We start from the raw sequence: 25,380 nt of genomic DNA on the forward strand, positions 1-25,380 counted from the left end.
AGCATGTTAACTGTTCTTACGGCTGCCAGTGTACTGGCGAGTATCCTCCTGACCAATATCATTAAACGACGCTTCAGCAACCACTTACTGGACATCCCCAACGATCGCAGTTCCCATACCCAACCGACTCCCCGTGGTGGTGGCTTGGGTTTCATCCTGGCGTTTGCCATAACGGGGTTAATTGCCACTCTATTCGCCCGTTATTTCCCTCAACTCCTCTCCCACCCCTTAATTAACCCCAACCCAACCTTCCTGTGGCTCATCCTCACCCCCCTAGCCGTCATTGGCATCATCGATGACCGCCAAGGGCTTCCCGCCAGAATACGCTACCTCGTACATCTGTCCGTCGCCAGTCTCGCGATCGCGTGTTTCGGTTCTTTCCCCCTACCCTGGCTCCCTAACTTCGATATACCAGGTCAAATAATCGCGATCGCACTCACCCTAATTGGCATCACCGCCCTAATTAACTTCTACAACTTCATGGATGGTTTAGATGGTCTAGTTGCCAGTGTCACCGCCCTCCAGATGGCATTCCTAGCACTATACCTCAACCAACCCCTATTCTGGCTACTTACCGCCGCCCTCCTGGGTTTTCTCTGGTGGAATTGGTCTCCCGCGAAAATCTTTATGGGCGATGCGGGTAGCACTGTCTTGGGAGCGAGTGTCGCCATCGCCCTACTTAACAGCCATAATCCCGTGCAAGCCTGGTCTGCTTTGGCTGTAACTCTCCCCCTCACCGCTGATGCCATTTATACCCTAATCCGTCGCCTTATCCGCCAAGAAAACATCTTTAAAGGACATCGTAGCCATGTTTACCAGCGGCTTCAGCAATCCGGTTGGACTCATCGCCAAGTTGCCCTCACCTACCTGATTGCCACCAGCTTAATTATCCTGTTAATTACCACTCTCGGTACTTTGGGGAGTTGCTTCAGTTTAATCGGGGTACTAATGGCGATCGCGATCGCGGAAATGTATCTCCAGGCGAAAAGGGCGATCGTTTAGAAATTTGCCCCAGGTGGTGCGATCGCCAATCCCAGCTTAGATGTCCCATTGACGACCAATCAGGAAACCTGTAGCATCTAATTAGAGTCTTAATAGAGATTTTAATTTAGTTCTATTCTATGGTTAACCTTCAAGATATTCACTCACTCACTGATTTTAAGCGCAACGCCAGTAACTATATAGAACGCATCCGAGAAACGAAAGCACCAATGGTACTGACAATAAACGGTGAGGCGGCTGTGATTGTCCAAGATGCCCTCAGTTTCCAACATCTACAAGATCGCCTCAAGGAACTCGAAGCGGAATTAGAGAAAGTTAAACTGCAAGCCTTACAGACAGAAATCCGTCAAGGAGTTGAGAGCGGAGAAGCCACACCACTTGACATTGAAGACGTGATCCGTCGAGGTCAAGCACGAAGTCTTGAACGTCGAAGCACAGAGCAAGGTGTATGAGCGAGATTTTCAAGCGTCCTCTTGCTCAGACAGATTTAGATGCTATCTGGGACTATCTCGAAGAAAATAGTAATCAAGAGCAGGCAGCAGATTTTCTGAGAAAGCTTTATGCCAAATTGGAAATCCTTGCCCAAAACCCTTATATTGGGCGTATTCGTGACGAGTTGTTACCAGAACTGCGGAGTTTCCCATTTAGGAACTATCTGATTTTTTACTTTCCCCTGACGAATGGAATTGAGGTGGTGCGTGTGCTTTATGGGAGACGGGATATAGAGCGTATTTTCGCCGAAGAAGGGGAAGAGGAAGAAATGTGAAGATCTAATCGTAGACTAGCGGCGTTTTGTCACCGTAGGTTAATGTGGGCGACCCGCACGGCATCAATTAACGCCTGTATCCACTCAATGGACTCGGGTCGCCCTTTACTCAACCAAAAATTCCAACATTGCCAACGCTACCCATTAGGATTAGCGATGGGATAATTGATCCTGAGAATCCAGATTAACTGCTATGCCATCTCAAACCCTAAAATACGCTTACTTCCCTGGTTGTGTCGCCCAAGGCGCTTGCCGAGAGTTGTACCAATCCACCGCCGCCCTGACTCAAGCCTTGGGCATTGAACTGATTGAACTGAAAAAAGCTTCCTGTTGTGGTTCTGGCACATTTAAGGAAGATTCCCGATTACTGGAAGATACCGTAAATGCTCGTAATATTGCCTTGGCGGAGGAACTCAATCTCCCCCTGTTGACCCATTGCAGCACCTGTCAGGGGGTTATTGGTCATGTGGATGAACGCTTGAAGGACTTTCAACAGAGTGATCCGGGCTATATTGATCAAGTTAATGGCTTACTGAAAAAAGAGGGTTGTTCTCCTTATAAAGGGAACAGTGAGGTCAAGCATTTGCTGTGGGCGTTAGTCACCGATTATGGACTAGATGCCTTACAAGAACGGGTCACTCGAAAGTTAAGCGGGTTAAAATGTGCTGCGTTCTATGGCTGTTATTTGCTGCGAGGACAAACCACAATACCCTACGACAACCCGTTTCACCCTGAATCAATGGAGAATGTATTTCGATCCGTTGGCGCAACTCCGGTTTATTATCGTGGACGAACCCAATGTTGTGGTTGGCCCATTGCCAGTTATGCGACCGAGCAATCCTTCCAAATGGCAGGGAAAAATATCCAAGAAGCCATTGACGCGGGGGCAGATTGTATGGTAACACCTTGCCCATTGTGCCACCTTAATCTTGACTCTCGTCAACCGGAAGTGGAAAAGGTAATTGAGCGTAAGCTGGGATTACCTGTGTTACATTTACCGCAATTGGTGGCTTTGGCGCTAGGGATTCCACCCAAGGAGTTGGGGTTGAGTAAGCATATTGTGTCCACACGACCTGTTTTAGAGAAATTGGGCTTCTAATCCATTCCCCTAACCGATCCTCGACTTCTTGAAGGTTGAGGATCTAAATTGAATGTTACTGACTGGTATGCTGGTGGGTTGAGCGAAGCCGAGCGGGTATATCAAAGGTTTTGGCGATCTCATAATGCCCGCTTTTCAGTGCCATTCGATCTAAATTAGCGATCGCATCTGCAACGGATGAAAGCAACATTTATAATTCCCCTGTAGGGGCGACCCGCTTGACCTAATTCACAACACCAGTCCATTCAATGGGGTCGGGTCGCCCTTTACTCAACCGCTCTGGCTCCCTATCAACCCAACACTCCACCAGCCCTGTACATAATCCTCAAACCTTTACATAAACGAATGACGAATGACGAATGACGAATGACGATCAAAACCGTTCACTGTAATTGTTCCCACCTACTTATATGGATATTTTAATCGTTGAAGATGAAGCGGAAATCGCCAAACTCATCCAACTTACCCTAGAACGGGAAGGATTCACCTGCTACTCCTGTCGCGATGGACTAGCCGCCATGCAAGCCTTCCAAACCCAGCAACCGGATGTGATTATTCTTGACTTAATGCTACCCGGATTGGATGGACTGGAAGTTTGCGCCAGAATTCGCCAAAAACCGGGACCCAAAGACCCCTATATTCTAATGCTGACGGCGAAGGGAGAGGAAATTGACCGCGTAATTGGTCTATCAACAGGTGCTGATGATTACCTGGTCAAGCCCTTTAGCCCTACCGAACTGGTGGCTAGAGTCCGGGCGCTATTGCGGCGTAGTTTGCGTCACGGTGGACAGTCCCTCGTCCACCGTACCCAACATTTTACTGTGGATGTAGATCAACATACAGCTAGTCGCCAACTCGATTCTGGGGAATCAGAACCCCTAGATTTAACCACGTTAGAATTTAATCTGTTGGCAACCTTTACCAGTCAACCGGGTCGAGTTTGGAATCGTACTCAACTGATTGATAAACTGTGGGGGAATGACTTCTTTGGCGATGAACGGGTGGTTGATACCCATGTCGCCCGGTTACGGAAAAAAATAGAACCAGATCCCAGTAATCCGACCTTTGTTAAGACGGTGATCGGTGTTGGTTATAAATTTGAAGATAACCGTGTAGACTAAACTTATAGAAACTTGTAGTTTAGTCTTTCATACTGGGTTAACCCGTATCGGCTGCACAGCGCAGCTCACTACTCCCTCGACGGTAAACGCCTCTGGGATATACTTGCGGATAATTTGGATACTTCCGTTGATGTCCGCATTAATCACACGTCCACTTCTGGACTGAAACAAACCTCTTTTAACCCGCTTCCCAGCATATTTTGATTGCTTTGATGGAAGCTCTAAGTCAATAGCTGATGTTTTTGATGTGTAACTTTCCTCTTGAATAACTACCTTGATAAGCTGTTCGACATTTAAACCTTAATGTCAATAATGGTGAAAGCCGTGTAGTGCGAGCATCTTGCTCGCTACATTGAGCATCTTGCTCGCTACATTGAGCATCTTGCTCGCTACTAATACCCAATTTAAATGCATGACAGCTTAATACTGGTTCGGCTTTCGGCTGGTAGGTTGCTTTGAAGGAAAGCTTTTAGCTTGTTGTAGTATTGGTTTCGACTTTTGAGTGGTCTTCCATTAACCAACATTGGCTGAAAACCGGGTTGGTTTTTCTACAATGCAAACCCGCAACAGTTCAGAACCCCTGCCTGTAAAGAAACACCAAAGCGGGCGATCCGACCGTCTGTAGGGGACTCTTCATGAAGAATTACCTACTAGGCTAGAGTCTTTCAACCCGTTTTAACGGGTTTTAGCTTTTAGCCCGAACTTTAGTTCAGGGCTTCACTTAAGCCTTAAGCCAAGCCCACAAAGCCAAAATTGTATCAAACCCCATGAGTAAAACCAGTTTACACCGCCGCAAATCCTTACCCTTAGTCTCACGCCTGTTTCTCTCCCATTTGCTGGTGATGATTGTCGGCGTGGGTTCCCTTTTAATTATTAGTAAAGTGTCTTCGCCGCGCTTCTTTATTTTGCATCTGCAACAATTAGAAGGCAAAGGAGTTATCTTTCGCGTTGCTCGTACCTCTCTATTAAAAGGATTTCAAACCGCCTGGAATCGCGGCACGTTTTGGTCGGTTATTGTTGGCACGACGGCGGCGGGAGGACTCAGTTATTGGTTGTCTCGTCGCATCGTCAAACCCCTGACTCAAATTGAAGACATTACCCAACAATTTGCCGCAGGTAAGCTGGATAAACGGCTTCCGCCCAGTGAAATTCCTGAAATTAATCAACTCGCCAGCAGTTTTAACCAAATGGCGGTGAGTTTAGAAGATGTGGAACAGCGACGGCGAGATTTAGTCAGTGATTTGACTCATGAACTGCGAACGCCTTTGACGGTACTAAGGGGTTATTTAGAAGAACTGGCTACACAACGGATGGACGCAACGCCTGCGATGTATCAGCAGTTGGCAAAAGAAACGCGCCGATTGGAACGATTAATTAATGATTTACAGGAACTCTCGAAAGCCGAAGCGGGTTATCTGCCAATCAAAGTGGAACCTGTAAATGTGCGTCCCTTGTTAGAATCACTGGTACAAAAGTTTACGGATCAGGTGTTGGAAGAAGGTCCGGTATTGCAGTTAGATTGTCCGGAGAAATTGCCGCGAGTCTTGGCGGATAGTGACCGATTGGAACAGGTACTGATGAATCTTTTAGGGAATGCTATTCGCCATACTCAAACGGGTGAGATTAGGGTACGGGTGTGGGTAGAACGGGATGGGAGAAAAGGACGGATTCCTAGGTTATGGATTGCGGTAACGGATACAGGGATGGGGATTGCCCCAGAGGATCTCCCTCATGTGTTTGAACGGTTCTGGCGGGCGGAAAAGTCGCGCAATCCGAATACTGGGGGAACGGGAATTGGGTTAGCGATATCAAAGCGATTGGTGGAATTGCAAGGGGGTGAGATTGAGGTGGAAAGTCAGTTAGGGGTGGGCAGTACGTTTCGATTTTATCTGCCTTTGGCGTGAGTTTTGTTGTCAAAGTCAACAGAGATTCAGTTTCTTAATAAATATTTAACCTAATTTTCTCCAAAAAGAGATAAAATGAAGGGCAATAAAATTCAGCTCAGATAAGTGAGATCGGCTATGTCATCTAAAGTTTTTAATTTGCTGTCTGACCTTGCCCAAGATACAAATAAGCGGGACAGATTTAACGAAAATCCTGAGGTCGTACTAGACGAATACGGAATTGATCAAGATATGAAGACTTTGCTCACCAGTGGAAAGTGGGAAGATTTTCAACAAGCCGTTCATAAAGAGGCTGAAGCATACGGCATGAAAGCACCCTAGTGCAGGATGGTAAAAGTTAAGTAACCGATGCAAGAGAGCAGGTGAGCCAAGGAGCAATTACTATCATGATGGTTGATGATCGGGTGACTAAATCGGCGGTAAAACCGTCCTTGCAACAACAGGCAGACGTGGTTCTAGTGAGTATGCCTTTTGGTCCCCTGCTTCCCTCTATCGGACTAGGTTTGCTCAAGGCTTCACTTGCGCCTGCAAACCTCTCGACGAAAGTGTGTTACTTCACCCTCCGCTTTGCTCAACAGATTGGCATTTCCCGCTATAACGAGACAACAAGTGGGGAAGTCTCGGTGTGTGATTTGGTGGGAGAATGGGTCTTTTCCGATGCCCTGTTTGACTCAAGGGTGCAGGATGTAGAAAACTTTATTGAAGATGTACTACGGGGACGTTCCCCAACTCATCGTGGGTCTTATCCAAATAGTAAACCGGTTTCTGAAACCTTTATCCAAAATGTTCTGTACATCCGCAGCTTAGTTGAGAACTTTCTGGATGAATGCGTAGCAGAAGTTTTGAGTTATCGTCCTCGCTTGGTTGGGTTTACCAGTACGTTTCACCAACACGTTGCAGCACTGGCGCTGGCTAAACGCCTGAAAGCAAAAGCGCCAGAGGTGTTTATCGAATTTGGCGGCGCGAATTGCCAAGGTGTGATGGGGATTGAAACAATCCGCCAATTTTCCTTTGTAGATGCCATTATATCGGGTGAAGGCGATCGCGTGTTTCCAGAATTGGTTCACCGAGTTTTCCAGAACCAGCCTGTTTCTGATTTGCCAGGGGTTTATACTCGAAACCGGATTGATGCGATCGGCAATTATTGGAATTTGAATGCGCCGACTGTTCATCAGATGGATGCGCTACCCATCCCAGATTACGATGACTACTTCCAAGAGTGGGAGAAAATTCGTCCTCACTTAAGTGAACCTTATCAGCCACGACTCCTAATAGAAACCTCACGAGGATGCTGGTGGGGAGAAAAAAAGCACTGTACGTTTTGTGGACTCAACGGTACGGAGATGACCTACCGCAGCAAGTCAGGGACTCGTGCTTTGGAGGAACTGCTCTATTTGATTGATAAATATCCAGGTTATCCCATTTCTGTGGTCGATAATATCCTGGATATGAAGTATTTCAAAGACTTGATTCCAGAGATGGCAGCACGCCAGCTTGATTTGGAACTGTTTTATGAAGTGAAAGCCAATCTCAGAAAAGAGCAAGTGCGACTGCTCAAAGATGCCGGAATTACGATGATTCAGCCCGGGATCGAGAGTTTTAGCACTCACGTTCTCGAACTCATGCAAAAAGGTGTTCGCGGTTTACAAAATATCCAGTTGCTCAAATGGTGTAAAGAGTTAGGTGTTACCCCGTTCTGGAATCTGTTGTGGGGCTTTCCAGGTGAAACACCAGAGGACTACAGCCAGATGGCAAATCTGATTCCGTTACTGACTCATCTGCGACCTCCTAAATGGGCAGGGGCAATCCGGATTGACCGCTTCAGCCCTCATTTTGATCGTCCGGAAGAGTTTGGCTTTGAGGAGGTTGTGCCGTTTCCCGCCTATCATTATATCTATCCATTCGCTCCTGAAGCGGTTGCTAATCTTGCTTATTTCTTCACCTTTAAGTATTGTCAGCAGCAAGATGTGGAACGTTATACCCGTCGGGTGAGAGAAGAAATCATCGCTTGGCAGTCTGCCTATGAAACCAGTACCCTGTTTGCTGTAGACCAAGGGACAAGCCTACAAATTTGGGATTTGCGACCGATTGCCCATCAATTGTTAGTCACACTGACAGAACCCTTGAAGACGCTGTACCTGGCTTGTGACGGTATCCGCACCGTTAACTTCCTGCACCAGTTGCTTGCAAACCGCTTCAGTTATGCTATATCAGTGCAAGACGTAGCAGAAATGCTTCAACCCTTGGTTGATCGGGGATTACTGCTCAACGAAGGCAATTCCTATCTCAGTTTAGCGGTGTCAGTGGGTGAGTATTCACCCGACAAATCGGTGTTGAAGCGGTTGGTATCACAGGTAACACAGCGAGGACATCAGGTGTCACGAGTCAATGATTACTGCGAAATCACAAATTGATCAGTTGTTCCACCTTTAGTTTCCAGGTACTTACCCCGTTCGATGCCATCTTCATCGCTTAGTTAGAGAGGGACGTAGAATGGTAATGATTTGAGCTAAATAATGTGAGATATGATAGATGCTCAAATCAACCGGATATGATATGACCTGTGAATCGAGCTTACATTTCTGGACATGGTTTAACCACAGACGCATCCGAACAACTGATTGGCGAGTTAATTCTAAAATTATTTCAGGAATTAAAATACTATTTTTAGTAGTCCTGATGAGCCTGAGTTTAGCCACTAATGCCTTGGCTCAACCGTCTAATATTCAGTTTGATCGACTGACTATTGAGGATGGACTATCTGCCAGTACAGTCTTTTCTATTTTACAAGACCGTCAAGGATTTATGTGGTTTGCTACTCCCGATGGTTTGAACCAGTATGATGGTTATCAATTTAAGCTTTATAAACACAATTCTCTTGATCACTCTTCACTATCTGACAATTTCGTCACGACAATTTATAAAGATCATTTAGAAACTCTTTGGATCGGAACTAAGAATGGAGGACTCAATAAATTTAACAAAGTAGACGAAACATTTACTCATTACCAGTATGATCCCAATCATCCCAATAGCTTAAGCCAAAATCATATTTTATCAATTTATGAAGACCAATCGGGTATACTCTGGATTGGCACGGAAGGGGGCGGACTTAACAAATTTGATAGGGAAACAGAGCAGTTTATTCACTACAGCCATGACCCAGCTAATCCTCATAGTTTGAGTAACAATACGGTGACTTCACTCTATGCAGATAAACAGGGGACGCTTTGGGTAGGAACCAATGGTGGTGGCTTAAATCAATTTGATAGAGAAAGCCAGCAATTTAAGCATTATCAAAATGAACCAGGTAATCCTTCAAGTTTAAGTGATAATCATATTTTATCAATTTATGAAGACCAATCAGGTACAATCTGGATTGGCACGGAAGGGGGTGGACTCAATAAATTTGACGAGGAAATGGGACAATTTATTCACTATAGATACGAGCCAACTAACCCTGATAGTCTTAGTAGTAATACAGTGGGTCAAATTTATGAAGACCAATCAGGAGTGATGTGGATTGGAACGGGTAGCTGGTTGGGAACGTCGGGTGGGAAAGGAGTTAATACATTCGATCGAGAAACTGAAACATTTACGAGTTATACCAACAATCCAGCAAAATCCACAAGCTTCAGTGATAATACTTGCTTGTCTATTTATGAAGATAATTCTGGAATTATTTGGTTTGGCACTTTTAGTGGAGGAGTCAACAAAGTTGATCGGAAAAAGCGCAAATTTATCCACTATACTCACGAACCCGGTAACTCCAATAGTTTGAGTGAGAATACATCGGTAATGTCCATTTATGAAGATTCATCTGGCACAGTATGGATAGGTACATTTGGTGGAGTCCTTGAGAAATTAGATCGTCAAACTGGAGAATTTACACACTATAAACATGAACCCGATACTCCAACCAGTTTAAGTGACAATGCTGTCTGGTCTATTTACGAAGATAAGGGAGGAACACTTTGGGTCGGTACGTTTGGTGGTGGACTCAACAAATTTAACCGTGCAACCCAGGCATTTATCCATTATTACCATGACGTTGATAATCCTACAAGTTTAAGCAACGATGCAGTGATGTCCATCTATGAAGATAGACAAGGAAATTTTTGGATTGGCACATTTGGGGGTGGATTAAATAAATTTGACCGTGAAACTGGGCAATTTACCGCTTATCGAAATCAACCGGATAATCCCCAAAGTTTGAGTGATAACAACATTTGGCAACTTTACGAAGATAAAGAGGGTCGATTTTGGATTGCTACCCATAACGGTGGACTCAATAAATTTGACCGCAAAACTCAGCAATTTACCCGTTACCAATATAGCCAAGACCCGAATAGTTTGAGTAATAACAGTGTCTTGTCCATTTATGAAGATCAGTCGGGAATTCTTTGGTTGGGTACATTTGGTGGTGGACTTAATAAGTTCGACCCCGACACCGAGTCATTTTCTCATTACTCTGAAAAAGATGGTCTTGCCAATGATGTGGTTTATGGCATCCTTGGCGATGATGACGGCAATCTTTGGTTAAGTACGAATAAGGGGTTGTCCAAGTTTAATCCAAAAACGGAAACCTTTAAAAATTATGATGTTAGGGATGGACTTCAGAGTAATGAGTTTAATGCGGGAGCTTATTATCGTAGTCAAACCGGGGAAATGTTTTTTGGCGGCGTAAATGGCTTCAATGTATTTTACCCAGACCAAGTAAAAGATAATCCCTATATTCCTTCCATTGTGATTACAGAGTTTAAAAAACTCAACCAAGATATTAAGTTAGATAAAAATATATCACAGATTCAAGAACTGAAACTATCTTATAAAGATTATGTGTTTTCCTTGGAGTTCGCCGCCTTAAACTATACAATACCCGAGAAAAATCAGTACGCCTACAAACTAGAAGGTTTTGATCAAGACTGGATTCAGGCTGGAACAAGACGTTATGCCACTTATACTAACCTCGATGGTGGAACCTATACGTTTCGGGTGAAAGGGTCAAATAATGATGGAGTGTGGAACGAACAAGGGACATCGATTCAGATTATTATTTCGCCACCTCCCTGGGAAACGGGATGGGCTTACACCTTGTATGTTTTGGCGTTGGTGAGTACAGTTTTTGGCTATGTGCAGTGGAGAATCAGGGCGCAGAAACGAGAAACGGCACTGCTGCGAGAAAATGAAAGAAAACTGAATCAAATTTTGGAAGCCATTCCCGTGGGAATTGGTGTGATTGACGCCATAGGAAAATGGGTTTATGTGAATAAAACTGGGTTAAAATTACATGGGTTAGATGCTCCAAAAGACGGGTTCATTGAGAATTTATCCCAAGCTTATCAGGTTTATATTGCGGGGACAGATCAGTTATATCCGACAGAAAATTTGCCCTTAGTTCGGGCGTTGCGGGGAGAAAAAACCATCATTGATGATGTAGAAGTTCATCAACCGGATCGGGTTGTTCCCTTAGAAGCTTGGGGGACACCCATTTATGATAATCAGGGGAACATTATTTATGCGATCACGGCGTTTCAAGATATCACCCAACGCAAACAAGCCGAACGCGATCGCCTTCAGTTTACCCAAGCCCTGGAAGCCAAAAACGCCGCCCTGCAACGCCTCGACCAACTTAAGGACGAATTTCTCGCCAATACCTCCCATGAACTCCGCACGCCTCTGAATGGGATTATTGGTATTGCTGAATCCTTAATCGATGGTGCAGCCGGGGCGCTGTCTGAGGTGCAAATCGCGAACTTGGCGATGATTGTCTCTAGTGGGAAGCGCCTCTCCAGTTTGGTTAATGATCTTCTGGATTTCTCTAAACTGAAAAACCAAGATATCGAACTGCAACGCCAACCCGTGGATTTTCAGCAAATTACTGACGTGGTTCTGACTCTTTGTCAACCTTTAGTTACGGGTAAATCCTTACATCTACGAAACCAGGTTCCGGCTAATTTACCTGCTGTTGATGGGGATGAAAATCGCTTGCAACAGATTATGTATAACTTAGTCGGGAATGCAATTAAGTTTACTGAATCCGGGTCAGTTACCGTATCCGCCCAGGTGAAGAATAACCAGATTGAAGTCACCGTTGCGGATACAGGAATTGGGATTCCAGAGGATAAATTTGAGGATATTTTCAAATCCTTTGAACAGGTTGATACCTCCCCCTCCCGATCTTATAGTGGCACGGGTTTAGGATTGAGTATTACTAAACAATTAGTCGAACTCCATGGCGGTACTATCCGAGTTGAGTCTGAACGGGGACAGGGGTCTCAATTTGTCTTTACTCTACCCATGAGTAGCAAGTCTCCAGAACCTTCCTTGAGTATTAGCCAATTTATCAGCAAAGTACGACCCAATCCGATCCAACTTCCGACACCATCACCGGAAGAAACAACGATCGCGTCTAATCAAAAATTAATCATTTTAGTCGTTGATGATGAACCGATTAATCTGCAAGTCGTGACTAATCACCTTTCGGTACAAAACTATCGGATTATTCGCGCCATCAATGGGATGGAAGCCTTAGATCAGATTCAAAAGGGGTTAAGACCCGATTTAATTCTCCTGGATTTGATGATGCCCAAAATGTCAGGGTATCAGGTTTGCCGCATGATTCGCCAGCAGTTTTCAGCGTCAGAAATGCCGATTGTGATGTTAACGGCGAAAAATCAGGTGTCTGATTTGGTGGCTGGTTTAGAGGTGGGGGCGAATGATTATGTGACTAAACCTGTGCTGAAAAATGAATTGCTGGCACGGATTAAAACTCATCTTCGGTTATCGAAAATCAATAGTGCCTATAGTCGGTTTGTTCCCCATGAATTCCTCCGCTTTCTGGGACGTGAAAGTATTATTGATGTCCAGTTAGGGGATCAGGTGCAGCAGGAGATGTCGGTTTTGTTTGCGGATATTCGTAACTTTACCACGTTGTCGGAGCAAATGTCTCCCAAGCAAAACTTTAATTTTATTAATGCGTATTTAAAACGAGTGGGTCCGGTGATTCGCCAGCATCAAGGTTTTATTGATAAATATATTGGCGATGCCGTGATGGCATTGTTTCCTCATACCCCTGATGACGCTTTGCAAGCTGCGATTGAGATGCAACAGGAGGTGACACAGTATAATCGCGATCGCCAAAATGCTGGATATCTGCCAGTAACTATTGGTATTGGCTTAAATACGGGAAGTTTGATGTTAGGAACGATTGGGGAAAAACAACGGATGGAAAGTACAGTAATTTCTGATACGGTGAACCTAGCCTCCCGGCTGGAAGACTTAACTAAAGTCTATGGGGCGGCGATTTTGGTGAGTGGACATACATTATTTGACTTGGATGATCCTAACCAGTATGAGTATCGATTTATAGGTCAAGTTCAAGTTAAAGGCAAAAAGGATTTAGTGCCTATCTTTGAGGTGTTTGAGACTGATCCGATTGATAGCCGCAGGTTAAAGCAGCAAACGAAGCAAAAGTTTGAACAAGGGGTTATCTTGTATCACCAGAGACAATTCTCATTAGCGTCTCAACGCTTTACAGAAATCAGCCAAATCAACCCACAGGATCAAGCGGCTCATTTCTATATCCAGCGCTGTCAAGGGTTACAAGAGTAGGGGCTTGGGAACCAACATTGGTATTAACTTACAGAGGATGCTTCGCTTTTGTTGCACGGGAGAAGGGGGATCGGATGCTCTTGCTCCCCTCTCCCCGGCGTGGGAGAGGGGCTGGGGGTGAGGGGTTGAGCTTAAGTTGACACGGATGGTTCCCAAACCCCTATATTTTTATTAGGGGTGATGGGTTCGCACTCCTATCTTCTTTTGGCGATCGTTCAATCCGAAGATTCTCCTGGTTCAATCGCATTCTGCACCATGGCTTTGGTGACGGGAGAGGCTGAAGGTTCCAGGGTGTTAAGGTTTATCATCAACAGGTTCTCTACCGTCGCACTCAATAAGTCAGAGAGGATTTGACGCCAAGCCTTATATGGTGCAGTATGTTCCTCCTGCTTGCACCACTGCGCGATCGCATTGGCTAAGTCTTCTAGTTTATCGGGTAAGGGTTGAATCAAAAAAGCCAAGTCAGCTAAGTCTTCTGGGGAGAACAGTTCACGTTGATGATTTAATAGTTGAATAAATGCCAGAACATTCTGTTGATCAAATAACTGGCAAGCCTGTTGGACGACTTCCAGTGGCAGGTCTAACCCCTCAGCAATCATCTCCAAACTCAAACCCAACTGGATCATACGTGGTATGGCTTCTAACTTGGCTTTGAGTTGACCTTCTGTCAAACCTTGCTGTTTCCCTTCGACTAAGCCTTCTTCTAAACCTTCTTGTTTGGCTTCCTGATACACTTTGGTTTGTTTGAGTTCACTTAAACCTAACATGGCTTCTATTTCCTCCCGGCTTTTTTGGGGTAATTTGTACACGATTATTGTTTCGATTAAATCGATCAAGTCCCGTTTTGTGGTTGCATCAGCTATCTGAGTTTGAGCTTCGTCGATTAACCGCCTTGCTAATTCAGGTGCTGTCTGTTGATTCTCAATGACTAGCTTAACAATTCTTACGCCCAGGGAATCTGATCCTGATTCCCCTAACTGATCTAAGTAAATGCGTTGCACTCTCGTCAAGAGTTCCTGAAATTGTAATGGTTGTTCTCTTTCAATCCGGCGAGTGGGATAAATGACGACAACCCGCCAAGGATAGGGGGGTTTGTATTGCCTTAAGAAGATAAAGAGTTCCGCAAATAAACGATAGTATAAATCTTCATCGAGTTGAAATTGAACTTCGACGACGTAGAAGGGTTGGTTTCTGGTTTGGTTTTTGGGTAAGAATAAACCATCGAGTCGAAATGACAGTTGTTTGATTTCACGGGAAGTGAATTCATAAGTGGCGGCTTGTTCGGTTGGCTGGTTAATCAGTTCAAAGAAGATACTGGGAAACTCTTTAAACAGGCTATAGAAGATAGTGTCAGTTTTCACGTTCTCCTTGGGTAAAGGTGACATCGTTAATCAGGGCTACTATGCCAACCTCTCTCATCCCAAATTTATATAATGGCTAGATTGACAAAATGACGTAAATATGGTTAGAGCCAAGCTAGGGGAGAAGAGCGCGATACGTCCTATCAGACACGCTGGCGCGATCGCACTCCGTCAGGCGGTGAACTCTGGTTGTGGTGAGAGTGGGGGAAAAACAAGAGTGTCAGAGGCGATCGCTAAATAGAATCCTGACAATCTCTATGATCAATTGTGGCTAGTTTTGGGTTTATACTCAAATCATTAAGAGCCGCCTTTATCTTTGATAACGATGATCAATCAGCCTCGATTTAAACAGTGCTTTCAGGTGGAAACGGTTGAACCAGAAACAGTATTTTTGTTGTCAGAGCGAGGTTCGATTCAACTCAATCGCCATCTCTATCAACAATTAGTCCCGTTAATCGATGGGCATCATACGGTTGAGGACATTATTGATCAAGTTCTCCAGGATCTACCGACAGAAACGATTTCATTTCAAGAGATGCTTAATACTAGCGTCATGGCGCGACACGCCCTGATGCAGATGGAACAGAAGGGGTATATTGTTGAAAGTGAGTCTCTATTGCCCGATCATTTAGCCAGCTTCTGTGAGATGCTAAATGTTGAGGTTCAGCAGGCGTACCAGCGATTACAAAGGACAAAAGTAGCCGTAAGCTGTTTTGGTTCTCTAGCCAGTTCTGAGTTCCTATCGACGCTGGAATCCCTACAGATTCAAGTGGCGGATCAGGGAGAGATTGATGTCGTCTTAACCGATGACTATTTACACGTTGATTTAGACGCATTTAATCAAAACGCTTTACAATCTCAGCGCCCCTGGATGCTGGTTAAACCCGTGGGAACGATGGTTTGGATTGGACCGATTATTCAGCCAGGGAAAACGGGCTGCTGGCACTGTTTAGCGCAGCGCTTACGGGATAACAGACCCATAGAACGCTTTATTCAAAACCAGCAAAACTGTTCTACACCGATACCGATTCCTTTAACCTCTTTTCCGGCTAGCGTCCAAACGGCTTGGGGAATGGCTGCAACGGAACTCTTTAAATGGATTGTTCAGGGCGAAAATCAACGGTTAACCGGGGTTCTGGTGACTCACGATACCTTATCTTTAGACACCCGAAATCATCGTTTAGTGAAGCGTCCGCAATGTCCCAGTTGTGGATTGAATCAGCAGTTGAACCGTAACCCTTTACCGATTATTCTGGGACACCGAAAGAAGCGTTTTACCACCGATGGCGGACATCGTTATTGTTCACCGGAAGAAACCCTGAAAAGTTATCATCATCACCTGAGTCCGATTACGGGTGTTGTGCGAGAATTGACTCGGTTAGAGACAGGGGTCAATCATTTAACTCATACTTATCTCGCCAAGCATCATTTTGCTACCTTGTTTGATGATCTCAACACCTTACGCCAAAATCTTGGCGGTCGCAGTGCGGGAAAAGGTCGCACCGATGCTCAAGCCAAAGCGAGTGGGTTTTGTGAGGCGATTGAACGCTATTCTGGGGTGTTTCAGGGGGACGAAATTCGGGAAACAGGGAGTTATCAAACGCTAGGCGATCGCGTGATTCATCCGAATCGTTGTATGAATTTTAGCTCGAGTCAATATGAAACTCGTCAGGAATGGAATAGTAAATGTGCGGGGTGGTTTCAAAAGGTTCCCGAACCTTTTGATGAGGAACGAGAGCGAGAATGGACACCAGTTTGGTCGTTAACGGAGCAAGGGTTTAAATATCTGCCTACAGCGTATTGTTATTATGGCTATCCCCAAGTCGAAACAGCGGATTGTTGGGCAGATTCTAATGGGTGTGCGGCGGGAAATACGCTGGAAGAAGCGATCCTGCAAGGGTTTATGGAATTGGTGGAACGGGATAGTGTGGCGTTATGGTGGTATAACCGGATTCAACGCCCCAAGGTTGACTTAGAGAGTTTTGATGACCCCTATTTTTATCAATTAAACGAGTATTACCAAAGCCTGCATCGGGAACTCTGGGTGCTGGATATTACCAGTGATTTGAATATTCCCGTATTTGCGGCGATTAGTCGGCGATGCGATCGCGCGGTGGAAGATATCATTTTAGGGTACGGCGCTCATTTTGACCCGAAAATTGCCATTCAACGGGCGTTGACGGAGGTGAATCAGATTCTCCCTTCCGTGTTAAGGGCAAATGCTGATGGCAGTACATTGTATAATCCTGGGGCTGATCCGATGGCGCTGGACTGGTGGAAAATGGCAACGGTGGCGAATCAGCCTTATTTAGTTGCGGATGAGACTAGGGCGGTAAAGGTACAGTCCGATTATCCGCAAGTGTGGAGTGATGACCTCAAAGATGATGTGATTCGCTGTCAGCAAATCGTTAAAAATCGGGGGATGGAATTGCTGGTGCTGGATCAGACTCGTCCTGATATTGGACTCAAGGTTGTCAAGGTGATTGTTCCCGGAATGCGCCACTTCTGGAAACGGCTGGGTTCGGGACGGTTATATCAGGTTCCGGTAGAATTGGGGTGGCTGAAAGCGCCGCTTCCGGAAAATCAACTCAATCCATTCCCGATGTGGATGTGATCCCATAGATTGGTTATAACCCATCCTGAAAAATGATCCACTTGGTTTATTAAGAATGATGTACAACCATTGAATTTTCCGCCAGTGGAGTTAATAATATTCGTTAAAAAATAAATATAGTGCATTTAATCACGTTTACGATTTGCGGAATCCACGACAATACAATTGGAGAGTCTAACTGATGAAAGACTGGGACGTAACAGCCTTAAGGCAATGGCATCAATCAAAATCTAGTCCTGCTAAATCCCAACCTTGCCCACCCCCCAAAAAACATCCTTGTGACTACGAGACATTTGCCAACCAGTTACTGAGAAAATGTAGATTACTATCCCAACTTATTGCTACCTCATGGTTAAATGGTGACCAAGCCAAACAGATCAGGGAGATATTCACCCAAGCTACAGGTCATGATGATTCAGAATTGAGGCAGTTGTTGACTGGAAAGAAACCAAACTTGTGGAAACAGCCTATTTTTACTGACGAAGAAATAGAATTATATGAATTAAAAATTAGTTGGAATTCCTTTGAAGGTAAATTATTGGAGAATGCACAAGCTGTTATATCACAGACACCTCCTTACTTTACACTGATCTTGCCTTATCCTCCACGCCCTGCCCTCGGAGAGTTTACGGTCACTTACGAACAAATAGAAGAATGGACAACGGCAAGCATAGAAGAAGAGGACGGTTTAATCAAAAATCCCTTTCCTCCTTACCCCTATATCCCACTGACATCTTGCTAATACAACACGGCGGAAAATTTACCTAGAGTTCAAACTCTCTACACTTAGTCATGAAAGTGGTAAGCGTGTAAATCTCTGTATTTTCTCCAACGAATCCCCCGCCCAAAGGATGGGGGATTTCGCATTATCAGCATCCCATTTTAGAGGGGGGATTCCAAAACCGTAACTGTATCGCCGCCAAGCCAAGACTTAAAAATTATGATTAACGGATATCAAATTATTGATGCAGATGCTCATGTATTTGAGCCGCAAGACCTTTGGCAAAATTACCTAGAACCTGGGTTAAAGCAGTTTGCCCTGACACCACCACCAGATATAACAATTCAGGGTGAAAAAATTTACCGCAAAATTTCTAATGACGTTCACAACTATGCGGTGAAAAATATCGGACGCAATCACCCGACATTGGGCATACCTAATGGTTTTGACTCAGAATCTCAAGTTAGAGCAATGATGCAGATGGGAGTTGATATCTCATTTCTCTATCCCAGCCTGGGATTGTGGGTGATGGGAATCGATAGCATGACACCGCAACTGGCTGGAGCATTTACCAGAGCCTATAATAATTGGTTACATGACTTTTGTAGCTATAACCCGCAAATTCTCAAAGGGGTGGGAGCAATCAATTTACACGATCCCGAAGAGATGATCCCTGAATTGCATCGAGTTGTCGCCTTTGGTTGGAATGCTGTCTTCTTGCGCTCCAACCCCGTTCAGGGGCGACTACTGAGTGACCCCACCTACGAGCCATTTTGGACGGAGTGCGAAGCGCTAGGGGTAGCTGTGGGGATTCATGAAAGTGGCAGTCACAGTCGTTTACCAACCACTGGCGCGGATCGGTTTAACACCCGTTTTGGGATGCACGCCTGCTCTCATCCAATGGAACAGATGATGGCATTGTTAGCGCTGATTGAAGGGGGGGTGTTAGAGCGTCACCCTAACCTGAGAGTTGGCTTTCTCGAATCTGGCTGTGGTTGGTTACTCTATTGGCTGTGGCGTCTGGATGAAGAGTATGAGGAGTTAGGTTGGGAAGTGAAGAATAACGTTACAATGAAGCCGTCCGAGTACTTCCGTCGCCAGTGCTTTATCACGATAGAGCCTTCTGAGCCTTATCTGGATCGGGTTATTCAGGATATTGGCGTTGATAACTTGCTCTTTGGTTCTGACTATCCTCACATGGATCACAAGCAGGATATTGTGACAAGAGCCGTGGCACTTCAGGAACAACTGGGTGAGGAAACGGTGCGAAAGATTCTTTGGCATAACCCTGTTCGTTTTTATGGATTGTAGCTATTTTAGTTATTCACTCAATTATGGCTAAAAGAGAAAAAAGCACGACCATGTATTTGGCAATATAGAAAACCCTAAAATAACAGTCCAACTGAATAACACTTACTTCTGTTAAAAAAAATGAACTTCACGACTGACTATCAAATTCTTGCCAAAATATACGAAAGCAATAATTCATTAGTCTATCGAGCGATTCTTCCCAAAAATCATCAACCCATTATTCTTAAGATTCTTAAAGAAGACTATCCCACTCCAGCAGAACTCAATCGATACAAGCAAGAATATGAAATAACCCGTTCCTTAAATCTGGAAGGTGTGGTTAAAGCATACAACTTACAGCGATATCAAAATAGCTTGATCATGCTATTGGAAGATTTTGGGGGAGAATCTTTAAGGAAATGGATGACCGAGTGCCAGTTTAATCTGAAAGAATGTCTCGATATTGCTCTAAAAATAACCGAAGGCTTGGGCGGAATTCATGCTGCCAATATCATCCACAAAGATATTAATCCATCAAATATTGTTTATAACCCAAAAACTGGACAATTAAAAATCATTGATTTTGGAATGTCTTCTGTTTTATCGCGGGAGAATCCAGCCGTTCGTAATCCGGATCATCTGGAAGGCACGTTAGCCTATATTTCCCCAGAGCAAACAGGCAGAATGAATCGAGTGATTGATTATCGAACTGATTTCTATTCTCTGGGGGTTACATTCTACGAACTTCTCACCTATCAACTTCCATTTAAAACGACTGATGCGATGGAGTTGGTGCATTGTCATATCGCTAAACAACCGATTCCACCTCATCGCTTGAGAGGAGGAGCAAATGAACTCAAGAATAGGGGGATCAACGAGATTCCTAAGACGGTTTCTGATATCGTCATGAAACTGATGGCAAAAACGGCAGAGGATCGCTATCAAAGTACTTGGGGACTAAAAGCCGATTTAGAAAGCTGTTTAAGTCAATTACAAACTCAAGGTGAGATTTTAGAGTTCACTCTCGGTCAGCAAGATATTTCAGATCAGTTTAAAATCCCGCAAAAACTCTATGGTAGGGAAACAGAAATCAAGAAACTGATAGCAACCTTTAATCAAGTGAGCCAAGGCACAAGTCAAATGATGCTTGTGGCGGGCTATTCAGGTGTTGGAAAGTCAGCATTAGTGAATGAAATTCATAAACCTATCGTGCGACAGCATGGGTATTTTATTTCCGGTAAATTTGATCAGTTTAAGCGGAATATTCCCTATGCTTCTATAATTCAGGCTTTCCAAGAATTGATGCGGCACTTGTTGACAGAAAGTGAAGCGCGTCTGCAAGCTTGGAGGCAAGAACTGCTAGCCGCACTGGGAAGCAATGGGAAGGTGATTACTGATGTTATTCCTGAAGTCGAAATAATTATTGGTAAACAGCCACCCGTGCCGCAACTCGGTTCAACTGAGTCCCAAAATAGATTTAATTTAGTCTTTAAAAATTTTATTGGTGTTTTCACTAAAAAAGAACATCCTTTAGTTATTTTTATGGACGATTTACAGTGGGCAGATTCTGCTTCTTTAAAGTTAATTCAGTTGTTAATGACTGAACCCGATATCCAATATTTACTCATAATTGGGGCATATCGAGATAATGAAGTCAGCGCCACACATCCTTTGATGTTCACCTTAGAGGAAATTGAGACTCATAATATAAATGTGAATACTATTACTCTTAAGCCTTTAACAATAGACTGTGTTAAGCAATTAATTTCTGATACGTTACACTCTTCGCAAGATGCAGCTAAACCTTTAGCTAATTTACTTTTAAATAAGACTAATGGCAACCCGTTTTTTTTGACTCAATTACTTGAAAATTTATATCAAAGAAATATATTTTTATTCGATTCAAATACGGGATCATGGCAGTGGAATATTAATCAGATTCAAACTGTAGAAATAACTGATAATGTTGTTGAACTAATGGTCAGTAAAATTAAACGATTAGATGAGCCAACCCAAACTGTATTAAAATTGGCAGCCTGTATGGGCAACCGATTTAATTTAGATGTTCTCTCCGTCGTCAACTCCAAATCGTTGTCAAATACGGCTAACGATCTGTGGTCAGCCATACAAGAAGGGTTAATTATTCCGTTAAGTGATGATTACAAAATACCCCTGCTTTGGCAGAAAGAAAGCGAGTTAATTGACTCTGGAAAACCAGCCCACTCTCTCTTTTCGGCTCAGAAACATTCTATCTTTTATAAATTTTTGCATGACCGAGTTCAACAAGCGGCTTATGCTCTGATTCCCGATAACCATAAAAAAGAAGTTCATGTCAAAATTGGTCAATTATTGCTAGCGAACGTCAAAGAAAATGAACTCGATGAAAATATTTTTGCCATTGTTAACCAGTTAAATATTGGAGCCGAATTAATTAACGAGCAGTCAGATAGAGATGAGTTGGCTCAATTAAATCTGATGGCTGGGAAGAAAGCCAGAGAAGCAACAGCTTATGAATCGGCTGTTAGGTACTTAACGATAGGGTTAGATATCCTCTCATCAGATGCCTGGGAACGTCAGTATGACTTAACCCTGGAACTGCATATAGAAACGATTAAATCCCAATACCTCTGTACCCAATTTGAGCAAGCACACAAGCTTTCTGCGGTTGTTCTAAAACATACTAAAACGCTGATTGATCAAGCTAAAGTGTATGAAATAAAGCTTCAATCCTACTACTCGCAACTACAGTTCCAGTCAGCGATAGATACGGGACTTGAGATTTTAGCGAAATTGGGAATAGTTTTGCCCCAACAACCAAGCCAAAGGCGAATAAAAAAAGAACATAATGCATTCAAGTTACTTTTAGGCGATAAACGGATTAAAGACTTAGCTAATCTACCCGAAATGACGGCTGCTGATAAACTGGCAGCAATGAGAATCTTACTCGCGATCGCTTCACCTACTTATATTACTAATCCACCCTTGTTTGCGATGGTTGCTCATAGTTTAGTGACTCTCTGTATCAAGTATGGAAATTCTAGTTTAGCTGTGGGGGGTTATATTAACTATGCTCTGTATCTATCTGGAATTGAAGGTTATAAAGAAGATGCTTATCATTTTGGTCAATTGTCTTTGCAGTTACTGGAAAAGTTTAATGCCCAACAATTTACAGCAAGAGTTCCCTTGATCTATAATACTCAGATTAAACATTGGAAAGAACATACTAAAACTACCATAGAACCGTTACGAGAGGGATTAAATACCGGATTAGAACATGGGGATTTGGAGTATGCTGGCATGGCTGCAAATTCCTATTGCGCCAATCTATTCTTTATTGGCAAGAATTTGGATGACGTAGAACAACAGACCGCAAAGTATACTGAATTAATGCTCAAATTAAAGCTGGTATATTCTATACAATATTCCCAGGTTTTTCATCAAACTGTATTGAATTTACTCAATCCCCCTATAGAGCAATTCAATTTAATTGGCAAAGCTTTTAATGAAACTCAATCTATTCCTAAATTAATAGAAGGAAAAAATTACTGTACATTGTGTCACTTGTATGCTAACAAAGCACTATTGTCTTTTTTATTCAAACATTATCAGCAGGTCATTGAACATATTAGATTAGGTCAATCCTACGCCAGTTCTGCTGCTGGAATGATAGCCCTCGTTCAGCTTAATTTTTATGAGTCAATAGGCAATTTAGGGTTATACTTTAAAGACCAGAGTTTAGAGAAAAAACAGTTAATTAATAAAACTAATATAAATCAAAAGCGTCTGAAAAAATGGGCAGCTCATTGCCCAGAAAATCATCAACATAAATATGAACTCGTGGAAGCGGAAAAAGCGCGGGTTTTGGGTCAACAAATCCCAGCCATGGAACATTATGATTCCGCGATTCGTGGGGCGAGAGAGCAAGGGTTCATCCACGAAGAAGCCATCGCTTACGAACGGGCGGCGGAGTTTTATTTCTCCCTCGGTAGAGACGAAATCGGTAAATTCTACCTAAAAAACGCCCACCACTGCTACACGCGCTGGGGTGCTAAAGCTAAAGTCAAAGCCTTGGAAGCAGAATATCCGCAAATTTTAGTTGGTGCAACCCATCGAACTGATAGTAAAGGGATTAGCACCCGAATCTCTACATCGGGGCGTGATGCTCAAGCGTTAGATTTGTCAACGGTGATGAAAGCCTCGCAAACCCTCACCAGTGAAATTATGCTGGATAAGGTACTGGCGAAACTGATGAATATTGCCATAGAGAATGCAGGCGCACAAAAAGGCTTTCTAATTTTACAATCCCAAATTGAGCCAGAGACTGAGCCAGGGAAATGGGTAATTGAAGCCGAAGGTATCGTGGATTCAGAAGCGGTTAATATTTTGCGATCGCGTCCTGTAGATACGGTCGATCCTGACACCCAATTGCCCCTGCTGTCAACCGCTATCATCAACTACGTCATCCACACCAAGGAAAATATTGTCCTCAATGACGCCACCCATGAAGGACAATTTACCCGCGATTCCTATATCGTCGCCACTCACCCCAAATCCATCCTCTGCACCCCCCTCCTCAATCAAGGCAAACTAACAGGTATTCTTTACTTAGAAAATAACCTCGCCACCGACGCCTTTACACCCGAACGAGTCGAAACCTTAAAAATTCTATCCGCCCAAGCCGCTATCTCCATCGAAAATTCCCGCCTTTACCAACAACTCGAAGCCTACAGCCGTAACCTGGAAATTAAAGTTGATGAAAGAACCCAGGAACTCCAAGACAAAAATCAGGAACTCTCCGCCACCCTGAAAAAACTCAAAGCCACCCAAGATAAAATTATCGCCCAAGAGAAACTCGCCTCCCTCGGTGCATTAACCGCCGGGATTGCCCATGAAATTAAAAATCCCTTAAACTTTGTCAATAACTTCGCCGAACTGTCGGCTGAGTTAACCGAAGAACTCTTAGAAGAACTCGACAGTCAAAAAGAACGATTAGACCCGGAAAGCACCGAATACATCGAAGAAATTCTCAGTGACTTAGAACAAAACGTAAAAAAAATCAACGAACATGGCAAACGCGCCGACAATATTGTGCGCGGGATGTTGATGCATTCACGGGGTCAAGGGAACGAACGCCAACTCATCGATATCAACGCACTTCTATCTGAATATGTAAATCTGGCATATCACGGAATGCGTGCTAAAGACTCCTCATTCAACATCACCATTGAAACCGACTATGACCCCACCCTTGGTCAAATTAATATTGTGCCGCAAAATATCAGTCGCGTCTTTCTCAATGTGATCAATAATGCCTGTTATGCTGCCCATGACAAGAAAAAATCCGTTGACACAGACTTTACTCCCACACTCTCCGTTACCACCAAAAATCTAGGCGATAAAGTCGAAATCCGTATCCGAGATAACGGTAATGGCATCCCAGCAGACATTCGAGATAAAATATTCAACCCCTTCTTTACCACCAAACCCACAGGTCAAGGAACAGGGTTGGGATTATCCATTAGTCACGATATCATTGTGGGAGAACATCAAGGGGAGATTCAGGTAGCAACTGAAGTAGGCACATATACCGAGTTTAAGATTATTTTGCCGCAATAATAGTAGCCAGGGCGCGTCTTGAACAGTGTAGTGTAGGGGCGACCCGCTGTACATTAGTGTCAACTTAAGCTCAACCCCTCACCCCCAGCCCCTCTCCCAAGCTTGGGGGGGAGCAAGAGGGGAGCAAGAGAATCCGGTTCCCCTTCTCCCGTGCCAAAAAAAGCGAAGCATCCGCTGGCTTCCCCGTGCCAAAAAAGCGAAGCATCCTTTGGCTTCCCCCTTTTGAAGGGGGACGGGAGGGGGATCTGAAGGGGGACGGGAGGGGGATCTAA

16 protein-coding genes are annotated in these 25,380 nt (G+C 44.0%); 14 read left to right on the top strand and 2 right to left on the bottom strand.

Going from position 1 to position 25,380, the window contains the following annotated elements; genetic code table 11:
* The first annotated feature begins 3 nt into the window (after positions 1-3).
* The 4 genes from RID53_RS24950 (at position 4) to RID53_RS24965 (ending at position 2,867) form a co-directional block, all read left to right on the top strand.
* On the top strand, positions 4-1,002 hold the full coding sequence (locus RID53_RS24950) for an MraY family glycosyltransferase (protein ID WP_446390657.1): 999 nt from the start codon (positions 4-6) through the stop codon (positions 1,000-1,002).
* Between the two features lie 119 nt (positions 1,003-1,121).
* A complete protein-coding gene (locus RID53_RS24955; RefSeq protein ID WP_446390658.1) occupies positions 1,122-1,454 on the top strand; it encodes a type II toxin-antitoxin system Phd/YefM family antitoxin in 333 nt (110 codons plus the stop codon).
* On the top strand, positions 1,451-1,768 hold the full coding sequence (locus tag RID53_RS24960) for a type II toxin-antitoxin system RelE/ParE family toxin (protein ID WP_446390659.1): 318 nt from the start codon (positions 1,451-1,453) through the stop codon (positions 1,766-1,768). The genes RID53_RS24955 and RID53_RS24960 overlap by 4 nt, the downstream gene beginning before the upstream one ends.
* Positions 1,769-1,961: 193 nt before the next feature.
* Positions 1,962-2,867, top strand: coding sequence for a CoB--CoM heterodisulfide reductase iron-sulfur subunit B family protein (locus tag RID53_RS24965; RefSeq protein WP_446390660.1), 906 nt, complete (start codon positions 1,962-1,964; stop codon positions 2,865-2,867).
* Between the two features lie 55 nt (positions 2,868-2,922).
* Here the strand turns inward: RID53_RS24965 and RID53_RS24970 are convergent, their stop codons facing one another.
* Positions 2,923-3,057 carry a hypothetical protein gene (locus RID53_RS24970; RefSeq protein WP_446390661.1) on the bottom strand — a complete coding sequence of 45 codons (135 nt, stop codon included), beginning with the start codon at positions 3,055-3,057 and terminating at the stop codon, positions 2,923-2,925.
* 220 nt (positions 3,058-3,277) lie between these two features.
* Between RID53_RS24970 and RID53_RS24975 the strand changes: the two genes are divergently transcribed.
* The 5 genes from RID53_RS24975 (at position 3,278) to RID53_RS24995 (ending at position 13,506) form a co-directional block, all read left to right on the top strand.
* The gene (locus RID53_RS24975) at positions 3,278-3,988 is read left to right on the top strand and encodes a response regulator (RefSeq protein WP_446390662.1); all 711 of its coding nucleotides are present in this window, start codon (positions 3,278-3,280) and stop codon (positions 3,986-3,988) included.
* A gap of 767 nt (positions 3,989-4,755) precedes the next feature.
* Positions 4,756-5,892, top strand: coding sequence for a sensor histidine kinase (locus RID53_RS24980; RefSeq protein WP_446390663.1), 1,137 nt, complete (start codon positions 4,756-4,758; stop codon positions 5,890-5,892).
* Between the two features lie 117 nt (positions 5,893-6,009).
* The gene (locus RID53_RS24985; protein ID WP_446390664.1) at positions 6,010-6,213 is read left to right on the top strand and encodes a hypothetical protein; all 204 of its coding nucleotides are present in this window, start codon (positions 6,010-6,012) and stop codon (positions 6,211-6,213) included.
* A gap of 65 nt (positions 6,214-6,278) precedes the next feature.
* On the top strand, positions 6,279-8,306 hold the full coding sequence (locus RID53_RS24990; protein ID WP_446390665.1) for a RiPP maturation radical SAM C-methyltransferase: 2,028 nt from the start codon (positions 6,279-6,281) through the stop codon (positions 8,304-8,306).
* 118 nt (positions 8,307-8,424) lie between these two features.
* Positions 8,425-13,506 carry a two-component regulator propeller domain-containing protein gene (locus RID53_RS24995; RefSeq protein ID WP_446390666.1) on the top strand — a complete coding sequence of 1,694 codons (5,082 nt, stop codon included), beginning with the start codon at positions 8,425-8,427 and terminating at the stop codon, positions 13,504-13,506.
* 215 nt (positions 13,507-13,721) lie between these two features.
* Here the strand turns inward: RID53_RS24995 and RID53_RS25000 are convergent, their stop codons facing one another.
* The gene (locus tag RID53_RS25000; RefSeq protein ID WP_446390833.1) at positions 13,722-14,867 is read right to left on the bottom strand and encodes an Rpn family recombination-promoting nuclease/putative transposase; all 1,146 of its coding nucleotides are present in this window, start codon (positions 14,865-14,867) and stop codon (positions 13,722-13,724) included.
* Positions 14,868-14,967: 100 nt separating this feature from the next.
* On the opposite strand from RID53_RS25000, the gene RID53_RS25005 reads away from it, so the two are divergent.
* The 5 genes from RID53_RS25005 to RID53_RS25025 all read left to right on the top strand — a co-directional run bounded on the left by RID53_RS25005 (position 14,968) and on the right by RID53_RS25025 (position 25,108).
* A complete protein-coding gene (locus RID53_RS25005; protein WP_446390667.1) occupies positions 14,968-15,108 on the top strand; it encodes a hypothetical protein in 141 nt (46 codons plus the stop codon).
* An 84-nt stretch (positions 15,109-15,192) separates the two neighbouring features.
* Positions 15,193-17,481 carry a TOMM precursor leader peptide-binding protein gene (locus RID53_RS25010; protein ID WP_446390668.1) on the top strand — a complete coding sequence of 763 codons (2,289 nt, stop codon included), beginning with the start codon at positions 15,193-15,195 and terminating at the stop codon, positions 17,479-17,481.
* Between the two features lie 181 nt (positions 17,482-17,662).
* Complete coding sequence (locus RID53_RS25015; RefSeq protein ID WP_446390669.1) at positions 17,663-18,223, top strand: hypothetical protein; 561 nt, start codon at positions 17,663-17,665, stop codon at positions 18,221-18,223.
* 198 nt (positions 18,224-18,421) lie between these two features.
* Complete coding sequence (locus tag RID53_RS25020; protein WP_446390670.1) at positions 18,422-19,513, top strand: amidohydrolase family protein; 1,092 nt, start codon at positions 18,422-18,424, stop codon at positions 19,511-19,513.
* A gap of 120 nt (positions 19,514-19,633) precedes the next feature.
* Positions 19,634-25,108 carry a trifunctional serine/threonine-protein kinase/ATP-binding protein/sensor histidine kinase gene (locus RID53_RS25025; RefSeq protein ID WP_446390671.1) on the top strand — a complete coding sequence of 1,825 codons (5,475 nt, stop codon included), beginning with the start codon at positions 19,634-19,636 and terminating at the stop codon, positions 25,106-25,108.
* Positions 25,109-25,380: the final 272 nt, after the last annotated feature.

The sequence above is a fragment of the Coleofasciculus sp. B1-GNL1-01 genome (assembly GCF_040220235.1).
Lineage (GTDB): Bacteria > Cyanobacteriota > Cyanobacteriia > Cyanobacteriales > Coleofasciculaceae > Coleofasciculus.